Annotated in this window: 20 protein-coding genes; 3 read left to right on the forward strand and 17 right to left on the reverse strand. The window is 70.0% G+C overall.

Annotation, left to right across the window (positions count from 1 at the left end; translation table 11 throughout):
* Window positions 1-979 precede the first annotated feature (979 nt).
* From AC3ANR_RS16540 to nadC, 13 genes are all read right to left on the reverse strand, one after another.
* Window positions 980-1,717 (reverse strand): amino acid ABC transporter ATP-binding protein, encoded by a 738-nt coding sequence (locus AC3ANR_RS16540; protein WP_488289198.1) that lies wholly within the window; start codon window positions 1,715-1,717, stop codon window positions 980-982.
* 151 nt (window positions 1,718-1,868) lie between these two features.
* Window positions 1,869-2,528: an amino acid ABC transporter permease gene (locus tag AC3ANR_RS16545; RefSeq protein WP_488289199.1), complete on the reverse strand. Its 660-nt coding sequence runs from the start codon at window positions 2,526-2,528 to the stop codon at window positions 1,869-1,871.
* A gap of 1 nt (window position 2,529) precedes the next feature.
* On the reverse strand, window positions 2,530-3,288 hold the full coding sequence (locus tag AC3ANR_RS16550) for an amino acid ABC transporter permease (RefSeq protein ID WP_488289200.1): 759 nt from the start codon (window positions 3,286-3,288) through the stop codon (window positions 2,530-2,532).
* A gap of 153 nt (window positions 3,289-3,441) precedes the next feature.
* A complete protein-coding gene (locus tag AC3ANR_RS16555; RefSeq protein WP_488289201.1) occupies window positions 3,442-4,341 on the reverse strand; it encodes an amino acid ABC transporter substrate-binding protein in 900 nt (299 codons plus the stop codon).
* Between the two features lie 119 nt (window positions 4,342-4,460).
* Window positions 4,461-5,888 carry an aspartate ammonia-lyase gene (locus AC3ANR_RS16560; RefSeq protein ID WP_488289202.1) on the reverse strand — a complete coding sequence of 476 codons (1,428 nt, stop codon included), beginning with the start codon at window positions 5,886-5,888 and terminating at the stop codon, window positions 4,461-4,463.
* 124 nt (window positions 5,889-6,012) lie between these two features.
* Window positions 6,013-6,942 (reverse strand): LysR substrate-binding domain-containing protein, encoded by a 930-nt coding sequence (locus tag AC3ANR_RS16565; protein WP_488289203.1) that lies wholly within the window; start codon window positions 6,940-6,942, stop codon window positions 6,013-6,015.
* A 32-nt stretch (window positions 6,943-6,974) separates the two neighbouring features.
* Complete coding sequence (locus AC3ANR_RS16570; protein ID WP_488289204.1) at window positions 6,975-7,505, reverse strand: GNAT family N-acetyltransferase; 531 nt, start codon at window positions 7,503-7,505, stop codon at window positions 6,975-6,977.
* On the reverse strand, window positions 7,502-7,954 hold the full coding sequence (locus AC3ANR_RS16575; protein WP_488289205.1) for a YybH family protein: 453 nt from the start codon (window positions 7,952-7,954) through the stop codon (window positions 7,502-7,504). Before AC3ANR_RS16575 ends, AC3ANR_RS16570 begins: the two co-directional genes overlap by 4 nt.
* A gap of 39 nt (window positions 7,955-7,993) precedes the next feature.
* The gene (locus AC3ANR_RS16580) at window positions 7,994-8,314 is read right to left on the reverse strand and encodes a YciI family protein (RefSeq protein WP_488289206.1); all 321 of its coding nucleotides are present in this window, start codon (window positions 8,312-8,314) and stop codon (window positions 7,994-7,996) included.
* 85 nt (window positions 8,315-8,399) lie between these two features.
* The gene (locus AC3ANR_RS16585) at window positions 8,400-8,870 is read right to left on the reverse strand and encodes a hypothetical protein (protein WP_488289207.1); all 471 of its coding nucleotides are present in this window, start codon (window positions 8,868-8,870) and stop codon (window positions 8,400-8,402) included.
* Window positions 8,871-8,915: 45 nt separating this feature from the next.
* On the reverse strand, window positions 8,916-9,374 hold the full coding sequence (locus AC3ANR_RS16590) for a metallophosphoesterase family protein (protein WP_488289208.1): 459 nt from the start codon (window positions 9,372-9,374) through the stop codon (window positions 8,916-8,918).
* 20 nt (window positions 9,375-9,394) lie between these two features.
* Window positions 9,395-10,510, reverse strand: a complete 1,116-nt coding sequence (gene nadA, locus AC3ANR_RS16595) for a quinolinate synthase NadA (protein WP_488289209.1) — start codon at window positions 10,508-10,510, stop codon at window positions 9,395-9,397.
* Window positions 10,511-10,512: 2 nt separating this feature from the next.
* Window positions 10,513-11,376 carry a carboxylating nicotinate-nucleotide diphosphorylase gene (nadC, locus tag AC3ANR_RS16600; RefSeq protein WP_488289210.1) on the reverse strand — a complete coding sequence of 288 codons (864 nt, stop codon included), beginning with the start codon at window positions 11,374-11,376 and terminating at the stop codon, window positions 10,513-10,515.
* An 82-nt stretch (window positions 11,377-11,458) separates the two neighbouring features.
* On the opposite strand from nadC, the gene AC3ANR_RS16605 reads away from it, so the two are divergent.
* A complete protein-coding gene (locus tag AC3ANR_RS16605; RefSeq protein WP_488289211.1) occupies window positions 11,459-11,785 on the forward strand; it encodes a thioredoxin family protein in 327 nt (108 codons plus the stop codon).
* A gap of 85 nt (window positions 11,786-11,870) precedes the next feature.
* Here AC3ANR_RS16605 and AC3ANR_RS16610 read toward each other — a convergent pair whose 3' ends face one another.
* The 4 genes from AC3ANR_RS16610 to AC3ANR_RS16625 all read right to left on the reverse strand — a co-directional run bounded on the left by AC3ANR_RS16610 (window position 11,871) and on the right by AC3ANR_RS16625 (window position 14,127).
* Window positions 11,871-12,869, reverse strand: coding sequence for an NAD(P)H-dependent glycerol-3-phosphate dehydrogenase (locus tag AC3ANR_RS16610; protein ID WP_488289212.1), 999 nt, complete (start codon window positions 12,867-12,869; stop codon window positions 11,871-11,873).
* 16 nt (window positions 12,870-12,885) lie between these two features.
* Complete coding sequence (gene secB / locus AC3ANR_RS16615) at window positions 12,886-13,356, reverse strand: protein-export chaperone SecB (RefSeq protein WP_488289213.1); 471 nt, start codon at window positions 13,354-13,356, stop codon at window positions 12,886-12,888.
* A gap of 89 nt (window positions 13,357-13,445) precedes the next feature.
* Entirely contained in the window at window positions 13,446-13,706 is a 261-nt protein-coding gene (grxC, locus tag AC3ANR_RS16620) for a glutaredoxin 3 (RefSeq protein ID WP_488289214.1), read from the reverse strand.
* A gap of 13 nt (window positions 13,707-13,719) precedes the next feature.
* On the reverse strand, window positions 13,720-14,127 hold the full coding sequence (locus AC3ANR_RS16625; protein WP_488289215.1) for a rhodanese-like domain-containing protein: 408 nt from the start codon (window positions 14,125-14,127) through the stop codon (window positions 13,720-13,722).
* A 75-nt stretch (window positions 14,128-14,202) separates the two neighbouring features.
* On the opposite strand from AC3ANR_RS16625, the gene gpmA reads away from it, so the two are divergent.
* Window positions 14,203-14,943 (forward strand): 2,3-diphosphoglycerate-dependent phosphoglycerate mutase, encoded by a 741-nt coding sequence (gpmA, locus tag AC3ANR_RS16630; protein WP_488289216.1) that lies wholly within the window; start codon window positions 14,203-14,205, stop codon window positions 14,941-14,943.
* Between the two features lie 157 nt (window positions 14,944-15,100).
* Window positions 15,101-16,540, forward strand: coding sequence for a S41 family peptidase (locus AC3ANR_RS16635; RefSeq protein WP_488289217.1), 1,440 nt, complete (start codon window positions 15,101-15,103; stop codon window positions 16,538-16,540).
* Window positions 16,541-16,569: the final 29 nt, after the last annotated feature.

Genomic DNA, 16,569 nt, shown 5'->3' on the forward strand with positions numbered 1-16,569 from the left:
CGCCGCCTTCCGGGGCGCGGGCCCACGCGGCACAACTCGCTGCGCCTACGGCTCCGCTCAGACACGTGCCGCGAGTCAGACGTTCATGTCGAGCTGCGCTCCCTGCGGGAGCTCGCCAGGGCCCGCGCCCCTGCGGCAACGCTCAGGCCAGAAATCGCCCCCGACGTGCATCGCCCTGCCGCCTGGCAGCAGCGGTGGGAGCCCCCACCGGGCCGAGCCGCCCGCGGAAGCCTTGGCCATGCCTCTCTTGGCCGCGTGCCCGGCCACCCATGCCCCGCCGCCCATGCCCCGCCACCCATGCCCCGCCACCCATGCCCCGCCACCCATGCCCCGCCGCCCATGCCTGGCACACATGCCTGTCCGCACATGCCTGTCCGCACATGCCTGTCCGCACATGCCTGGGCGCACATGCCTGGGCGCACATGCCTGGGCGCACATGGGCGCGCGCGCCGGACGCCCATGCGTGGCCGGCCACGCCCATGCACCCTCCCCTGTCATTCCCGCGAAAGCGGGAATCCACGCGTTCGCACGAGCGCTGGTCCTGGGCTGCGGCGGAGAACAGATGCGGCTTGACCGAGGCCCCTGCCCGATCGCGCACAAGGTGCCCAGCGCGGCAGGCGGTGTCTGGCGGGGGCGATTTCCGGGGCGGCACGCCGCAGTGGCCGGCCCGCTGCGAGCGACGCAGGAGCGAAGCTCGTCGATGAACCACTGGCTTGCGGCCGCTTGTCTGAGTGGCGCGCGCAGCGCGCAACGAGTTCGGCCGCTGCGGGCCGGCCACGCAAGGCGCGCGATGTTCCTGTGCGAGCGCAGCGCAGCACGGAACCGCCACGGCATGAGCCCCCGACGGACGCCGCCTGCCGCGCCGCCCCCGCGGCTTCATCTGACCAGACAGTCGCGACCCGAGCTTCGAGGCGTCCGCAGCGCACGGAGCGCTTCCGTGCGACACGCCTCCGCGCGACACGCTTCAGTGCGAAGCGCTTCAGTGCGACAGGATCTTGTTCAGGAAGTCCTTGGTCCGCGGCTGGCGCGCGTCAGGGTTGCCGAAGAACTCCTCCTTCGAGCAGTCCTCCAGGATGCGGCCGCCGACGTCGATGAAGATCACGCGATTGGCCACCTTGCGGGCGAAGCCCATCTCGTGCGTGACCACCATCATGGTCATGCCTTCCTTGGCCAGGCCCACCATCACGTCCAGCACCTCGCCCACCATCTCGGGGTCGAGCGCCGAGGTGGGCTCGTCGAACAGCATCACGATCGGGTCCATCGACAGCGCGCGGGCGATGGCCACGCGCTGCTGCTGGCCGCCCGAGAGCTGGCCGGGAAACTTGTCCTTGTGCGCCATCAGGCCCACGCGGTCGAGCATCTTCAGCCCGCGCGCCTTGGCCTCGTCGGTGCTGCGGCCCAGCACCTTCATCTGCGCGATGGTCAGGTTCTCGGTGACCGACAGGTGCGGGAACAGCTCGAAGTGCTGGAACACCATGCCCACGCGGCTGCGCAGCTTGGGCAGGTCGGTCTTGGGATCGTTGACGGCGATGCCGTCGACGCTGATTGTGCCCTTCTGGATCGGCTCCAGGCCGTTGACGGTCTTGATCAGCGTGGACTTGCCCGAGCCGGACGGGCCGCAGACGACGACCACGTCGCCCTTGTTGATGGTGACGGAGCAATCGGTCAGCACCTGCACCGGGCCGTACCACTTGGAAACGTTCTTGATCTCGATCATCAGTTGCTCCGATCAGGGGCGAGGTTGGTCGGGCGCGCGCGGCACGCAAGCGCGAGGCGGAATACGGGGGCCACCACGGAACCGGCTTTGCCGGGCCGCTGGTGGCGCCCCCTTGAGGGGGAGGCGCCGAAGGCGCTTCGGAGGGGAACCATTACCGGATGATGGCGATGCGGGCCTGCAGGCGCTTGACCAGGAACGACAGGCCGACGCAGATGATGAAGTAGACGATCGCGGCGAGCAGGTAGGCCTCTTCCGGCCGGCCATAGATCTTGCCCGCGGTGACGAAGCCCTTGAGCAGGTCGTAGGCGCCGATGGCATAGACCAGCGACGTGTCCTGGAACAGGATGATGGTCTGCGTCAGCAGCACCGGCAGCATGTTGCGGAACGCCTGCGGCAGCACGACCAGGCGCATGTTCTGGCCGTACGTCATGCCCAGCGCCTGGCCCGCGAACACCTGCCCGCGCGGGATCGACTGGATGCCCGCGCGCATGATCTCGCTGAAGTACGCGGCCTCGAAGGCGATGAAGGTGATGATGGCCGAGTATTCCGCGCCCACCGGCCGGCCGATGATGATCGGCACCAGCAGGAAGAACCACAGGATCACCATCACCAGCGGGATCGACCGCATGCCGTTGACGTAGATGGCGGCCGGCAGCGCCAGCACCGGCTTGCCCGACAGGCGCAGCAGCGCCAGGATCGTGCCGAACACGATGCCGCCGAGCGTGGAGATGAGGGTGAGCTGGACGCTGAACCAGAAGCCGTTGATGACGTACTTGCTGATCAGGTCCCAGCTGAAGAACGAGAGGTCCATGTCAGTGGCCCCCGCCGGTGCCGCCGGCCACGATGAAGCCGGGGATCTGCACCTTCTTCTCGATGAACGCGAACACCCGGTTCACCGCGAACGCCGACAGCGCATAGAGCCCCGTGACGGCCAGGTAGATCTCGATGCCGCGCGAGGTCTCTTCCTGCGCCTGCATGGCGAACATGGTCAGCTCGGCGATCGAGACCGCAAAGGCCACCGACGAGTTCTTCAGCAGGTTCATCGATTCGCTGGTGAGCGGCGGCAGGATGATGCGGAAGGCCATCGGCAGGATCACGTAGCGGTAGGTCTGGGCGGTCGTGAAGCCCATGGCCATGCCGGCGTAGCGCTGGCCGCGCGGCAGCGCCTGGACGCCGGCGCGCACCTGCTCGGCGATGCGCGCCGAGGTGAAGAAGCCCAGCGCCAGCACCACGAGCAGGAAGCCGGGCACCTCGCGGAAGGCGGGGAAGATCTTCGGCACCACGAAGTACCAGATGAAGATCTGCACCAGGATCGGGATGTTGCGGAACAGCTCGACCCAGGCATTGCCCAGGCGCACCAGCCACGGGCTGTTGGGCAGGGTGCGCGCCGTGCCGACCAGGGCGCCGACCACGATGGCCACCACCCAGGCGCAGGCGGCCACCGAGAGCGTCCAGCCCCACGCCTGCATCATCCACTGCAGGTACGTGACGTCGCCGCCCCGGGCCCAGCACCCCGCCTCGAGCGTGCCCTCCGTCGTGTTCTTGCAGAAAACCTGCCAGTCCCAAGCCATGGATCGTTCTCCCCCTCCGGGGCCCCTCGTCAGTTGATCGTTGCGCGGTGTGCCGCCGCGGGCGACGCCGGCGCGCTCCGGCAGACCATAAGCACAAACCCCGCCTGCGGCAAGGCGCAGGGCGGGGTCTGTTGCTGCGGCACGGCGGGCCGCTTACTTCTTGGCGTACTCTTCGACCGGCTTGTCGTTCGGGTTGGCCCAGGCGGCCTTGGTCGCGTCGCTGGCGGGCAGGCCCACCTTGGTGTTCTTCGGCGGGATCGGCTGGACGAACCACTTGTCGTAGATCTTGGCGATCTCGCCCGACTTCATCAGGTCCTTGAGCGTGTCGTCGGCCAGCTTCTTGAAGGCGGGGTCGTCCTTGCGCAGCATGATCGCGATCGGCTCGACGCTGATCGGCTCGCCGACGATCTTGAAGTCGGCCGGGTTCTTGCTGGTGGCGATGTTGCCGGCCAGGATCTGGCCGTCCATCACGAAGGCGTCGGCGCGGCCCGATTCGAGCATCAGGAAGCTGTCGGCGTGGTCCTTGCCGAACACTTCCTTGAAGTCGATGCCGGCGGCGCGCTCGTGCTTGCGCAGCAGCTGCACCGAGGTGGTGCCGGTGGTGGTGGCCACGGTCTTGCCCTTGAGCTGCGCCAGCGAGGTGATGCCGGAGTTGGCCTTCACCGCGATGCGCACTTCCTCGACGTAGGTGGTGACGGCGAACGCCACGTCCTTCTGGCGGGCCAGGTTGTTGGTGGTGGAGCCGCACTCGATGTCGACGGTGCCGTTGGACACCAGCGGGATGCGGTTTTGCGAGGTCACCGGCAGGTACTTGACCTCCAGCTTCTTGCCGACCTGCTTCTCGAGGTTGGCGATGATGCGCTGGCACAGCTCGTAGTGGAAGCCGGCGTACTTGCCGTCGCCCAGCGTGTACGACAGCGCGCCCGACGAATCGCGCACGCCCATGGTGACGACGCCCGAGTTCTTCACCTTGGCGATCGTGTCGCTCGCCTGGGCGAACGCCGTGCCGGCGGTGGCGGCGGCGATCGCGGCAGCCAACAGAACCTTCTTCATGTCTATCTCCTGGGAAAATTGGGGGGTGTGCCTGAGAACGAAATTCTAGGGTGTCGGCCTTCGGGGATTACCCTGAATGGCTGACAACCGGATCCCGGGGCGGTCCCCTCAAGCACGCTTCATGCCGCCGCCTTGCCCTGCGCCTCCAGGCGCAGCGGCTGGGTCAGCTTCTCGGGCACGAGCAGCGCCTCGATCTCGGCGCGGGTCAGGATGCCCAGCGATTCCGCCACTTCGTCCAGCGGCGCGCCGGTGGCGATGGCCGTCTTGGCCATGAGGGCCGCCTTCTCGTAGCCGATGACCGGGTTGAGCGCCGTCACCAGGGTCACCGACTCGCGCACGCGGCGCGCCAGCAGGGCATGGTTGGCCTCGATGCCGGACACGCAGTGGGCCTGCAGCGTGATGCAGGCGTTGGACAGGTGCTGGATGCTCTTGTACAGGCTCCAGCCCATGATCGGCTCGAACGCATTGAGCTGCAGCTGGCCGCCCTCGGAGGCCAGGGTCACGGTCACGTCGTTGCCGATCACCTCGAAGGCCACCTGGTTCATCACCTCCGGGATCACCGGGTTGACCTTGCCGGGCATGATCGACGAGCCGGCCTGGCGCGCGGGCAGCTTGATGTCGCCGAAGCCCGCCTGCGGTCCGCTGGAGAGCAGGCGCAGGTCGTTGCAGGTCTTGGACAGCTTGGTGGCCACCCGCTTGAGCACGCCCGACAGCTGCACGAAGGCTCCCGTGTCCTGCGTCGCCTCGACCAGGTTCTTGGCCTTGACCACCGGCACGCCGCTGATGTCGGCCAGCAGCCGGCAGGCCAGCTCCGCGTAGCCGTGCGGCGCGTTGATGCCGGTGCCGATGGCGGTGGCGCCCAGGTTGATTTCCTGGATCAGGGCCCGGGCCTCGCGCAGGCGCGCCTCGTCCTCCTCCAGCATCACGGCATAGGTGGAGAACTCCTGGCCCAGGGTCATCGGCACCGCGTCCTGCAGCTGCGTGCGCCCGATCTTCAGGACCGACTTGAATTCCTCGGCCTTGGCCTCGAAGCCGGCGCGCAGGAAGGCCATCGAGTTCAGCAGCGTGTCGATGCCGAACCACAGCGCCAGGCGCACCGCGGTGGGATAGACGTCGTTGGTGCTCTGCGAGGCGTTGACGTGGTCGTTGGGGTGCAGCACGTCGTAGCGGCCCTTCTCGAACCCCAGCCGCTCCAGCGCCAGGTTGGCGATCACCTCGTTGGCGTTCATGTTGGTCGAGGTGCCGGCGCCGCCCTGGATCACGTCGACGACGAACTGGTCGTGGTGCTCGCCCGCGATGAGCTTCTCGCAGCCGGCCATGATGGCGTAGGCCCGGCTGTCGTCCAGCACGCGCAGCTCGAGGTTGGCCCGGGCCGTCGCCTTCTTCACGTAGCCGAAGGCCTTCACCAGCTCCGGCATCGCCGACACCGGCGTGCCCGAGATCGGGAAGTTCTCCACCGCCCGGGCGGTGTGCACCCCCCAGTACGCATGCGCGGGGATCTGTTTCTCGCCGAGGAAATCACGTTCGGTGCGGTGGGCGTTGGCCATGGACTTCAGGGGTTGCGAAAGTGGCGCGAACTGTAGTCGGGCCCTGTCGCGCCAGCCAATGCCGTTTGGGCGAAGCCCCATGCAAGGAATGCATGATGCAGGCGCCACGCGGCCTGCGAACTCGTCAGCGGGGCGTTGCCTGGCCCAGGAGATAGCTCCAGAGAGCCTGCGTGGTGCCCTTGGGCGGCTCGCGGCCGGAGGGCTTCTCGCGGTAGGCGCGCACGTCCATGGCCATCTCCAGCGGCAGCCCCGGCGGCGCCGCCGGCACCAGCTTGCGGGCGCGCAGTTCCTTCTTCACCGCGCTGTGCGGCAGGAACGCGACGCCGTGGCCTTCCAGCGCCATCACCTTCAGGCCCTCGGCCATGTCGGTCTCGTACACGCGGTCGAGGTGGATGGCGGTGCCCGACTGCTTGAGGATGAGGTCGGTCACCCGGCCGAGGTAGGCGCCGGGCGCATAGCCCAGGTACGGCAGCGGATTCGCCGCGCGGCCGGGCAGGCGGTACATCGGCTCGCCGGACGCGTCGGGCTTGCAGTACGGCGCCAGCACCTCCTCGCCCAGCGTGACCATCTCGTAGCGGTCGGCATCCAGTTGGAACGGCTGCGAGGCGTGGTGGTACGCGATCAGCACGTCGCAGCCGCCCTCGACCAGGCGCATCACGGCGTCGTGCACGTTCAGCGCGATCAGGCGGCTCTTGATCGGTCCGAACTTCTCGCGCAGGCTGGACACCCACGCGGGGAAGAAGGTGAAGGCCAGCGTGTGCGGCACCGCGAACTCGATGACGTCCTGCGCCGCGGACGAATGCCCGCGCAGCATCGCGCGGGCCGTCTGCAGCGCCTGCAGCACCTCGATCGACTGCGTGTACAGCGTCTCACCCGCCGGCGTCAGCCGCGTCGGGTACGAGCTGCGGTCCACCAGGTCGGTGCCGGCCCAGGCCTCCAGCGCCTGGATGCGGCGCGAGAAGGCCGGCTGCGTGACGTGCCGCAGCTGCGCCGAGCGGCTGAAACTGCGCGTTTCGGCCAGGCTCACGAAGTCCTCGAGCCACTTGGTCTCCATGCGCGATTATTCACCCAAGCGCGACCGCGCCTTCAGTCGGCCAGGATCGCCCAGCGCTCGTGGTCGCGCCAGCGGCCGCCGATCTTCAGGTAGCGCGGCGAGTAGCCCTCCAGCCGGAAGCCGCACGCACGCACGAGCGCGATCGAGGGCGCGTTGGCCGGCTGGATGTTGGCTTCCAGGCGGTGCAGCTTCAGCGCGCCGAAGGCCTGGCGCACCACCGCCGCGAGCCCCTCGCGCATCAGCCCCTGCCCCTGCTGCCCGGCAAACGCGTAGTAGCCCAGGTAGCCGCTGCGGAAGCTGCCCAGGATCACGTTGGTGAGGTTGATGACGCCGACCATTTCGCCGCCGTCGCGGCGGCACACGAGGAACGGATGCTGGCCGGGCGCGGCCATGCGCTCGAGGTACTGCAGGAAGTCGGCGCGGGTCTGCGGCGGGCGCACCCACGGGTGGTGCAGGCGACGGCTGGCGCGGACGGCGGCGACGAACTCCGCCTCGTCGCCGGGCTGCGGCGGGCGCAGCACCACCCGCGGCGCCGTCCGCCGGCCCGCGCCTGCCTGCGTCACTTCGCGCAGTCGCACACGGGGTTGCCCTTGTCGAAGACGACGCGCCACTGGCCGTCGGCCTCGAGCCGCCACACGGAGGTGAAGCGCGCCACGAGCTTGCCCTGCGGATCGCGCACGGGGCCGCTGCTGATCGCCAGGTTGCCGCTGGGCAGCACCTCGACTTCCTGCGGCTCCCACGAGAACGGCGCCTGCGCGCCCGTGTACCAGCGCGACCAGTGCTGCACCACGGCGGCGCGGCCGCGCAGGGGCTCGGGCGTGCCGAAGAACACGGCCTCCTCGGACACGTGGCGGCCGAAGGCCTGCAGGTCGCGCTCGGCCATCGACCTGGCGAAGGCCCGCTCGGCGGCGATCACCGCGTCGCGCGCGGCGCTGCCGCCCGCCGGGGCCGGCGCCACGGCGCAGGCGCCCAGGCTGCCGCACAGCGCCACCATTCCAATCCATTCCCGCATTCGCATCTCCTCGTGCCGTTCCTTGCCTTGCGCGCGCCTTCAGCCTTCGGCCGGCCCGCGCGGCGACCACAGCGCCACGCGGTACGGAAACAGCTGCGCGCGCATGACGCCCTCGCGCACGGCGGGATCGCCCTCCATGAGCGCGCGGGCCTGCGCCTCGTCGGCGGCCTCGAACACCGCGATGCCGAAGGTGCTCTCGTCGGCGTTCAGCGTGCGGCCCGCCATCAGCAGCGTGCCGCGCGCCACCAGGGCCTGCAGGTACGCGAAGTGCTCGCCCACGATGCGCGCCTCGCGCTCGGTCGGGCCTTCGGTCAGCATGCCGATCCGGGTCGGCTCGATGCGGTAGAGGAACTGGGGCACGGGTGGGGGTCGGTCGTCGCGCCGCGCGCGGGCAGCGGACTATAGACGCGCGCCGTGGCGCGGTCCAGCCAGCGGGAGGTGGGCGTCAGGGGGCCGGCACCAGCCGGAAGGTGCGCTCCACGATGCGGCGGTCCTCCTCGTCGGCGACCGCGGCCAGCGCCGCCACGGCGAGCGCGTGGGACCGCACGTGCTCGTCGCGCCGGCCGGCCGCGTGGGCGGCATGGGCGTGGATCGCGTGCGCGAAAGCCAGCTCCCAGTCGGGGGTCTCGGGACGGGCGACGAAGTAGTCACGCACCCGCGTCGCATGGGCATGCGCGCTGTCGGCCAGGCCCGCGAGCGCATGGGCCTGGGCGAGCAGCATGGCGGCGCGCATGCGATGCAGCTCGGTGCCCACCGCGTTCCAGTGCCAGGCCGCTGCGTGCGCGGCGTCCAGCAGCGGTGCGGGGTCGGCGCCGGCCGTCCACGCTTCGGCCAGCGCCCAGGCGCCGTTGTTGGCTTCCATCGCGAAATGGCGGTGCCAGCTCGCCGGCTGGACGTCCTCGGGGATCTTGGGCATGGGGCGCTCTCCGTCCTTGGGAGCGCAGTCTAGCGGGCGGCCGCCTCAGGGATCGAGGTGGACGATGCGCGCCTCGGCCTTCCCGCCTTGCACCAGCAGTTCGCCCACGGCGATCGGCAGCTTGAACCGGCGCGGTCCCGCGCTGCCCGGATTGACGTGGAGCACGCCGTCCTCCTCGCGGACCGAGGGCCGGTGCGAATGGCCCGAGACGACCACGCGCGCACCCGGCGGCCGCGCCTGCCGGCGCAGCTGCGCCAGGTCGTGGATCACGAACAGCAGGACGCCACCGAGCTCCAGCTGCTCGGTTTCGTTCAGCGCGGCGGCCCAGGGGCCGGTGTCGTTGTTGCCGCGCACGGCCGTCAACGGCGCGATGCGCGCCAGCTCGTGCAGCACCGACGCGTCGCAGACGTCGCCGGCATGCACGATGTGGTCGCTGCCGCGCAGGAACGCCAGCGCCTGCGGGCGCAGCAGGCCGTGGGTGTCCGAGATGAGGCCGATGCGCATCGGCGGCCCGCCGCCGGGCCTCAGGCCGCGCCGATGTCCGGCACCAGCGCGCCGGGCGGCATCCCGTTCTTCAGTGCCGCCGTGAAGGTCAGCATGCGATCGATCGGCAGCCGGGCGCGCTCACCCACGGCCGCGTCGACCAGGATCTCGTTGGCGCCGGTCTCCAGCACCTGCGCCAGCCCGGCCAGGCCGTTCATCGCCATCCACGGGCAATGCGCGCAGCTCTTGCACGTGGCGCTGTTGCCCGCCGTCGGCGCCTCGTAGAACACCTTGCCGGGGTTGAGCGTGCGCAGCTTGTGCATCATCCCGTTGTCGGTGGCGACGATGAACTCCGTGGCATCCAGCTCTCGCGCGGCTTTCAGGATCGCGGACGTGGAGCCCACCGCGTCGGCCAGGGCCACCACGTCGGCGGGCGACTCGGGATGCACCAGCACCTTGGCGTGCGGATGCTCCTTCTTCAGCGCCTCCAGCTCGAACGCCTTGAACTCGTCGTGCACGATGCACGAGCCGCTCCAGAACACCATGTCGGCGCCGGTCTCGCGCTGGATATAGCCGCCCAGGTGCCGGTCGGGCGCCCACAGGATCTTGTGGCCCTTGTCCTTGAGCGCACGCACGATGTCAAGCGCGCAGCTGGACGTCACCAGCCAGTCCGCGCGGGCCTTCACCGCGGCGCTGGTGTTGGCGTAGACCACCACCGTGCGGTCCGGGTGCGCGTCGCAGAACGCGCTGAACTCCTCGATGGGACAGCCCAGGTCGAGCGAGCAGGTGGCGTCCAGGTCGGGCATCAGCACGCGCTTTTCGGGCGACAGGATCTTGGCCGTCTCGCCCATGAAGCGCACGCCGGCGACGACCAGGGTCTGGGCCGGGTGGTCGCGGCCGAAGCGCGCCATCTCGAGCGAATCGCTCACGATGCCGCCGGTCTCCTCGGCCAGGTCCTGCAGGTCGGGATGCACGTAGTAGTGCGACACCAGCACCGCGTTTCTCTCGCGCAGCAGGCGCTTGATCCGCGCCTTGAGCTCGGCGCGTTCGGCGGCCGACGGTTCGGCCGGCACGCGCGCCCACGCATGCCTGGTGCTGCAGGCGTCGCCGACGGGCTGCTCGTACTCGACGTCCTTGATGGGAATGACGGCCGACATGGTCAGAGGTCCTGGAAGCGCATGGAATAGTCCGTCGCCTTGACGTCCTTGGTGAGTGCACCGATGGAGATGCGGTCCACGCCGGTTTCCGCAAGGGCCCGCAGGCCCTCCAGCGTGACGCCGCCCGAGATCTCCAGGATGGCGCGGCCGGCGTTGAGGCGGACCGCCTCGCGCAGCGTCGGCAGGTCCATGTTGTCGAGCAGCACCATCTTCGCGCCGGCGGCCAGCGCCTCCTCGAGCTGCGCGAGCGTCTCGACCTCGATCTCGACGAAGGCGGCGCGCGGCGCGACCTGGGTGGCAGCGGCCAGCACGGCGCCCACGCCGCCGGCGGCGGCGATGTGGTTTTCCTTGATGAGCACGGCGTCGTAGAGGCCGATGCGGTGATTGGTGCCGCCGCCGGTTCGCACGGCGTACTTCTGCGCCAGCCGCAGGCCCGGCAGCGTCTTGCGCGTGTCGACGATGTGGGCGCGCGTGCCGCGCACGGCCTGCACGTAGGTGGCGGTCTTGGTCGCCACGCCGCTGAGCAGCTGCAGGAAGTTGAGCGCGGTGCGCTCGGCCGTCAGCAACGACCGGGCGGCGCCGCGGAGCTCCACCACCGGCTGGCCCACGCTGGTGCGGCCGCCCTCGGGCACGGCCCAGGTGATCGTGGCCTGCGGGTCCATCTGCCGCACGGCGGCGACGAACCAGGGACCGCCGCACAGGACGGCCGCCTCGCGGGCGATGACGACCGCGCGGGCGCGCCGGCCGGGGTCCACCAGGCCCGCGGTCAGGTCGCCGGCGCCCACGTCTTCCTCCAGGGCGCGCGCGGCGTCGCGGCGCGCGAGCTCGGCCACGGCCGCCGCGCTGAAATCGAATGCTTCGGGCATGCGGCGAGCATAGCCGCATCGGATTCGCACCGGAGCGGGCCGGGTCGCCCACGGCGGCGCGCGGCCGGTCGACAATGACGCGATGGAAACGACCTATCTCGACAAGGAGCCGGCGCGCGACGAGGTCGATGCGTGGACCGGCCCGGCCCTGATCGAATTCGGCACCGCCTGGTGCGGCTGGTGCCGCGGCGCCCAGCCCAAGATTGCGCAGGCGCTGGCGGCCCATCCCGGCGTGCGGCACGTGAAGATCGAGGACGGCAGCGGCCGCCGCCTCGGCCGCTCGTTCGGCGTCAAGCTCTGGCCGACCCTGGTGTTCATGCGCGACGGCCAGGAGGTGGCCAAGCTGGTGCGCCCGCAGGACGCGCAACCCATCGCCGACGCGCTGGCGCAGATCGATCCGCGGACCTGAGCGCGGGCCGGGGACCGGCGCTCTTCCCGCTGCTGGTGGAGAAAGCATCCAGCGGGGCGGTGCCCGCCGGGCCAGCGGTCGGACGCTAGCGGCCTTCGGCGGCCGGATCGCGTCCCATCAGCCCGGCCACGGCCTGCGCCGGCTGGACGGTGCCATCGAGCACCGCCACCACGGCGCGGGCGATCGGCATCTCCAGGCCCAGGCGCTGCGCGCGCGCCACGACCGTGCGGGCGCAATACACGCCCTCGGCCACGTGGCCCAGGGACGCCACGGCTTCGGCCAGGCTGCGGCCTTGCGCCAGCAGCAGGCCCACCTGCCGGTTGCGGCTCAGGTCGCCGGTGGCCGTGAGGACCAGGTCGCCCAGGCCGGACAGCCCCATGAAGGTGTCGGCGCGGCCGCCCAGGGCCACGCCCAGGCGCGTCATCTCGGCCAGCCCGCGCGTGATCAGCGCCGCGCGGGCATTGAGCCCCAGCGCGAGACCGTCGCACAGGCCACAGGCGATGGCCAGCACGTTCTTCACCGCGCCGCCCACCTCGGCGCCGACCAGGTCGTCGTTGGCATAGACGCGGACGCTGGCGCTGTGGAAAGCCGCCACCAGCGCCTCGCGCACGACGGCGTGGGGGCTGGCCGCGACGAGCGCGGTGGGCTGCCGGCGCGCGACCTCCTGCGCGAAGCTCGGGCCGGTGAGCGCGCCACCCTGCAATGCCGGGGCGACCTCGGCCTGGATCTCGTGGCCAAGCAGGCCGTGCGGCTGGAGGACGGGTGCCTCGAAGCCCTTGCACAGCCAGGCCACCGGCGCGCTGCAGCCGGCCAGGGCCTGCAGCATGGCGCGCAGGCCGGCCACGGGCGTGCCGATGACGACCAGGTCCTGCGCGGCGGCCAGTGCTGCCGGTGCGTCGCCGGCGGCGATGCGCAGCGACGGCGGCAGTTCGATGCCCGGAAGGTAACGGCGGTTCTCGCGCTGCTCGCGCAGCGCCTGCGCCTGGGCGGCGTCGCGCGCCCAGAGCGTCACGTCGTGCCGCGGTGCCGCGCTCGCGGCCAACGCCGTGCCCCAGGCACCGGCGCCGAGCACGAGCAGCTTCATCGCGGCGCGCCGGCCGTCAGGCCGAGGTGATGATCTGCGAGGACGCGCCCACCTGCTGGGCCATCTGCGCCTGCTGCTGCTCGTACATGGCCTGGAAGTTGATCTCGGCCAGGTGCACGGTCGGGAAGCCGGCGCGGGTGATGATGTCCGACACGTTGCCGCGCAGGTACGGGTAGACGATCTGCGGGCAGGCGATGCCCATCACCGGGCCCATCTGGTCCTCGGGCAGGTTGCGGATCTCGAAGATGCCGGCCTGCTTGGCCTCGACCAGGAACACCGTCTTGTCCTTGATCTTGGTCGTGACGGTGGCGGTGACGCACACCTCGTACATGCCCTCGGCCACCTGGCCCGCCTCGACGCCCAGCTGGATGTCGACGGAGGGCTGCTCCTGCTCGAGCAGGATGGCGGGCGAATTGGGCTGCTCCAGCGAGGCCTCCTTGAGGTAGACGCGCTGGATCTGGAAGACGGGGTCCTGTTGGTCGGCCATGGTGTGCTCTCGTGAAATGGAAAGGCCCGCCGGGTCGATGCCCGCGGGCCGGGGGTTCGGTTCAGCGCGGGATTATCTCAGGCCCGCGTTCAAGCCCCGTTGAGCAGCGGCATCAGGCCGCCGCGGCCGTCCAGGGCCATCAGGTCGTCGCAGCCGCCTACGTGGGTGTCGCCGATGAAGATCTGCGGCACGGTGCGCCGGCCGGTGATCTCCATCATCTTCATGCGCTCCTGCGGCTGGGCATCGACCCGGATTTCATGGATGTGCTCCACCCCGCGCGCCTGGAGGATCTGCTTGGCCCGGATGCAATACGGGCAGACGGCGGTGGTGTACATCGTGACGGGTTGCATGGTGCTCCTGACTTCAAGCCTTCTCGACCGGCAGGTTAGCGTCTTTCCAGGCCTTGAGCCCGCCGGCCAGCACTTGGGCCTTGTCGTAGCCCAGTTTCTTGGCGGTGGCGAGCGCCCGGTTGGCGCGGGCGCCGCTGGCGCACACCAGGATCACCGGCAGGGCCTTGTTCTTGACCACCTCGGGCAGGCGCTGCTCCAGCTGGCCCAGCGGCACGTTGCGCGCGCCGGTCACGTGGCCGGCGGCGAACTCGTCGGGCTCGCACACGTCCACGACGATCCCCTTCTCGCGGTTGATCAGCTGCACGGCGCCCGAAGCGGTCAGTCCGCCGGCGGCCGCGCCGCGCATCGCGGGCCACAGCAGCATGCCGCCGGAGGCCAGCGCCACGGCAATGAGCATCCAGTTCTTGATGATGAAATCCATCTTTGTCCAGTCGCGCGCCTCACGGCGCAAACCCGCGATTCTAGAATCCATGGTTTTGCCCGGCCCCGACTGCCCATGTACAAGCTCGTTCTGGTTCGCCACGGCGAATCGACCTGGAACCTCGACAACCGCTTCACCGGCTGGACCGACGTGGACCTCACCGCCGCCGGCGTGGAGCAGGCCAAGGCGGCCGGCCGCCTGCTCAGGGCGGAGGGGTACGAATTCGACGTCTGCCACACCAGCGTTCTCAAGCGCGCCATCCACACCCTGTGGCACTGCCTGGACGAGATGGACCGCGCGTGGCTGCCGACCGTCAAGTCGTGGCGGCTCAACGAGCGCCACTACGGCGCGTTGCAGGGCCTGAACAAGGCCGAGACGGCCAAGAAGTTCGGCGACGACCAGGTGCTGGTCTGGCGCCGCAGCTACGACGTGCCCCCGCCCGCGCTGGAGCCGGCCGACCCGCGCTCCGAGCGCGGCGACCCGCGCTACGCCGGCATGGACGGCCAGGTGCCGCTGACCGAGTGCCTCAAGGACACGGTGGCGCGCGTGCTGCCCTACTGGAACGAATCGATGGCCCCGGCCATCCGCTCCGGCCGCCGGCTGCTGGTGTCGGCCCACGGCAATTCGATCCGCGCCCTGGTCAAGTACCTCGACGGCATCTCGGACGACGAGATCGTCGGGCTGAACATCCCCAACGGCATCCCGCTGGTCTACGAGCTGGACGGCGACCTGCGCCCCATCCGCCACTACTACCTGGGCGATGCCGAGGCGGCGGCCCGGGCCGCGGCGGCGGTCGCCAACCAGGGCAAGGCCTGACCGCCATGGCCCCCGATCGCCAGGCGCACCGACGGCGTGCCCGGCGCGGTCTTTTTGCACGTGAGTACGCGCTCTTCCGGAACCCCGGCGGAATGCTGGGGTCTGAACGTGTTCTCAGGTGTATAAATTGCCTTCGCGAGAGGACCTTGACTTTCCCATGAGCCAGAAACTGAAGATTGCCGGCTGGATTTCGGTGGGCGCGCTCGCCGGCGCACTGACCACGGTTTCCCTGCAGACCGTCGCCCGCGGCTCCCTCGCCCCGCTGCCGCTGGAGGAGCTTCAGCAACTGGCAGCCGTGTTCGGCATGGTCAAGACCGACTATGTCGAGCCGGTCGACGAGAAGAAGCTGATCAGCGATGCCATCTCCGGCATGGTGGCCAGCCTGGACCCGCATTCGCAGTATTTCGACAAGAAGTCCTTCAAGGAATTCCGCGAGGGCACGTCCGGCCGCTTCGTCGGCGTGGGCATCGAGATCTCGCAGGAGGACGGCCTGGTCAAGGTGGTCTCGCCGATCGAGGGCTCGCCCGCCTACCGCGCCGGCCTCAAGCCCAACGACCTGATCACCAAGATCGACGACACCGTGGTCAAGGGCCTGTCGCTGTCGGACGCCGTCAAGAAGATGCGCGGCGAGCCGAACACCAAGGTCACCCTGACCATCTTCCGCAAGGACGAGAGCCGCACCTTCCCGGTCACGGTCACCCGCGAGGAGATCAAGACCCAGTCGGTCAAGGGCAAGGTGGTCGAGCCCGGCTATGCCTGGATCCGCCTGTCCCAGTTCCAGGAGCGCACCGTCGACGACTTCGTGCGCAAGGTCGACGAGATCTACAAGGCCGAGCCCAACCTCAAGGGCATGGTGCTGGACCTGCGCAACGACCCGGGCGGCCTGCTCGATGCGGCCGTGGCCATCTCCGCGGCGTTCCTGCCCGAGAACGTCACGGTGGTGTCCACCAACGGCCAGCTGCCGGAGAGCAAGTTCGTCTACAAGGCCGCGCCCGAGTTCTACCAGCGCCGCTCCGGCGCCGACCCGCTGCGCCGCCTGCCGGCCGCGCTCAAGTCCGTGCCGCTGGTCGTGCTGGTCAACGAAGGCTCCGCCTCCGCCAGCGAGATCGTGGCCGGTGCGCTGCAGGACCACAAGCGCGCCGCCATCCTGGGCAGCCAGACCTTCGGCAAGGGCTCGGTGCAGACCGTGCGGCCGCTCGGCCCCGACACGGGCCTGAAGCTCACGACGGCCCGCTACTTCACGCCCAGCGGCAAGTCCATCCAGGCGCGCGGCATCGTTCCCGACGTGCTGGTCGACGAGAGCGCCGAAGGCAACCTGCTGTCGCTGCTGCGCGTGCGCGAGGCCGACCTCGAGAAGCACCTGTCCAGCGGCCAGGGCGCCGAGGCGCGCGACCCCGCGCTCGAGAAGCTGCGCGAGGAGGCCCGCAAGAAGGCCGAGGAGGAAGCCCGCAAGCCGCTGGCCGAGCGCAAGATCCCCGAACTGGGCTCCGACAAGGACTTCCAGCTCGCGCAGGCGCTCAACCAGCTCAAGGGCCGCCCCGTCCTCGTGAGCAAGACGCAGATCATCGAGAACAAGAACGAGAAGAAGGAACAGTGACCTGCCGCGGGCGCCAAGCCCGCAGGCAG

The organism is Ramlibacter sp. JJN2-2R (genome assembly GCF_057747835.1).

What these genes read in the sequence shown, in the direction of transcription:
- AC3ANR_RS16540 (WP_488289198.1), bottom strand. Translation starts at nt 1,717, where the DNA reads ATGATCGAGATCAAGAACGTTTCCAAGTGGTACGGCCCGGTGCAGGTG.
- AC3ANR_RS16545 (WP_488289199.1), bottom strand. Translation starts at nt 2,528, where the DNA reads ATGGACCTCTCGTTCTTCAGCTGGGACCTGATCAGCAAGTACGTCATC.
- AC3ANR_RS16550 (WP_488289200.1), bottom strand. Translation starts at nt 3,288, where the DNA reads ATGGCTTGGGACTGGCAGGTTTTCTGCAAGAACACGACGGAGGGCACG.
- AC3ANR_RS16555 (WP_488289201.1), bottom strand. Translation starts at nt 4,341, where the DNA reads ATGAAGAAGGTTCTGTTGGCTGCCGCGATCGCCGCCGCCACCGCCGGC.
- AC3ANR_RS16560 (WP_488289202.1), bottom strand. Translation starts at nt 5,888, where the DNA reads ATGGCCAACGCCCACCGCACCGAACGTGATTTCCTCGGCGAGAAACAG.
- AC3ANR_RS16565 (WP_488289203.1), bottom strand. Translation starts at nt 6,942, where the DNA reads ATGGAGACCAAGTGGCTCGAGGACTTCGTGAGCCTGGCCGAAACGCGC.
- AC3ANR_RS16575 (WP_488289205.1), bottom strand. Translation starts at nt 7,954, where the DNA reads ATGCGGGAATGGATTGGAATGGTGGCGCTGTGCGGCAGCCTGGGCGCC.
- AC3ANR_RS16585 (WP_488289207.1), bottom strand. Translation starts at nt 8,870, where the DNA reads ATGCCCAAGATCCCCGAGGACGTCCAGCCGGCGAGCTGGCACCGCCAT.
- AC3ANR_RS16590 (WP_488289208.1), bottom strand. Translation starts at nt 9,374, where the DNA reads ATGCGCATCGGCCTCATCTCGGACACCCACGGCCTGCTGCGCCCGCAG.
- nadA (WP_488289209.1), bottom strand. Translation starts at nt 10,510, where the DNA reads ATGTCGGCCGTCATTCCCATCAAGGACGTCGAGTACGAGCAGCCCGTC.
- nadC (WP_488289210.1), bottom strand. Translation starts at nt 11,376, where the DNA reads ATGCCCGAAGCATTCGATTTCAGCGCGGCGGCCGTGGCCGAGCTCGCG.
- AC3ANR_RS16605 (WP_488289211.1), top strand. Translation starts at nt 11,459, where the DNA reads ATGGAAACGACCTATCTCGACAAGGAGCCGGCGCGCGACGAGGTCGAT.
- AC3ANR_RS16610 (WP_488289212.1), bottom strand. Translation starts at nt 12,869, where the DNA reads ATGAAGCTGCTCGTGCTCGGCGCCGGTGCCTGGGGCACGGCGTTGGCC.
- secB (WP_488289213.1), bottom strand. Translation starts at nt 13,356, where the DNA reads ATGGCCGACCAACAGGACCCCGTCTTCCAGATCCAGCGCGTCTACCTC.
- grxC (WP_488289214.1), bottom strand. Translation starts at nt 13,706, where the DNA reads ATGCAACCCGTCACGATGTACACCACCGCCGTCTGCCCGTATTGCATC.
- AC3ANR_RS16625 (WP_488289215.1), bottom strand. Translation starts at nt 14,127, where the DNA reads ATGGATTTCATCATCAAGAACTGGATGCTCATTGCCGTGGCGCTGGCC.
- gpmA (WP_488289216.1), top strand. Translation starts at nt 14,203, where the DNA reads ATGTACAAGCTCGTTCTGGTTCGCCACGGCGAATCGACCTGGAACCTC.
- AC3ANR_RS16635 (WP_488289217.1), top strand. Translation starts at nt 15,101, where the DNA reads ATGAGCCAGAAACTGAAGATTGCCGGCTGGATTTCGGTGGGCGCGCTC.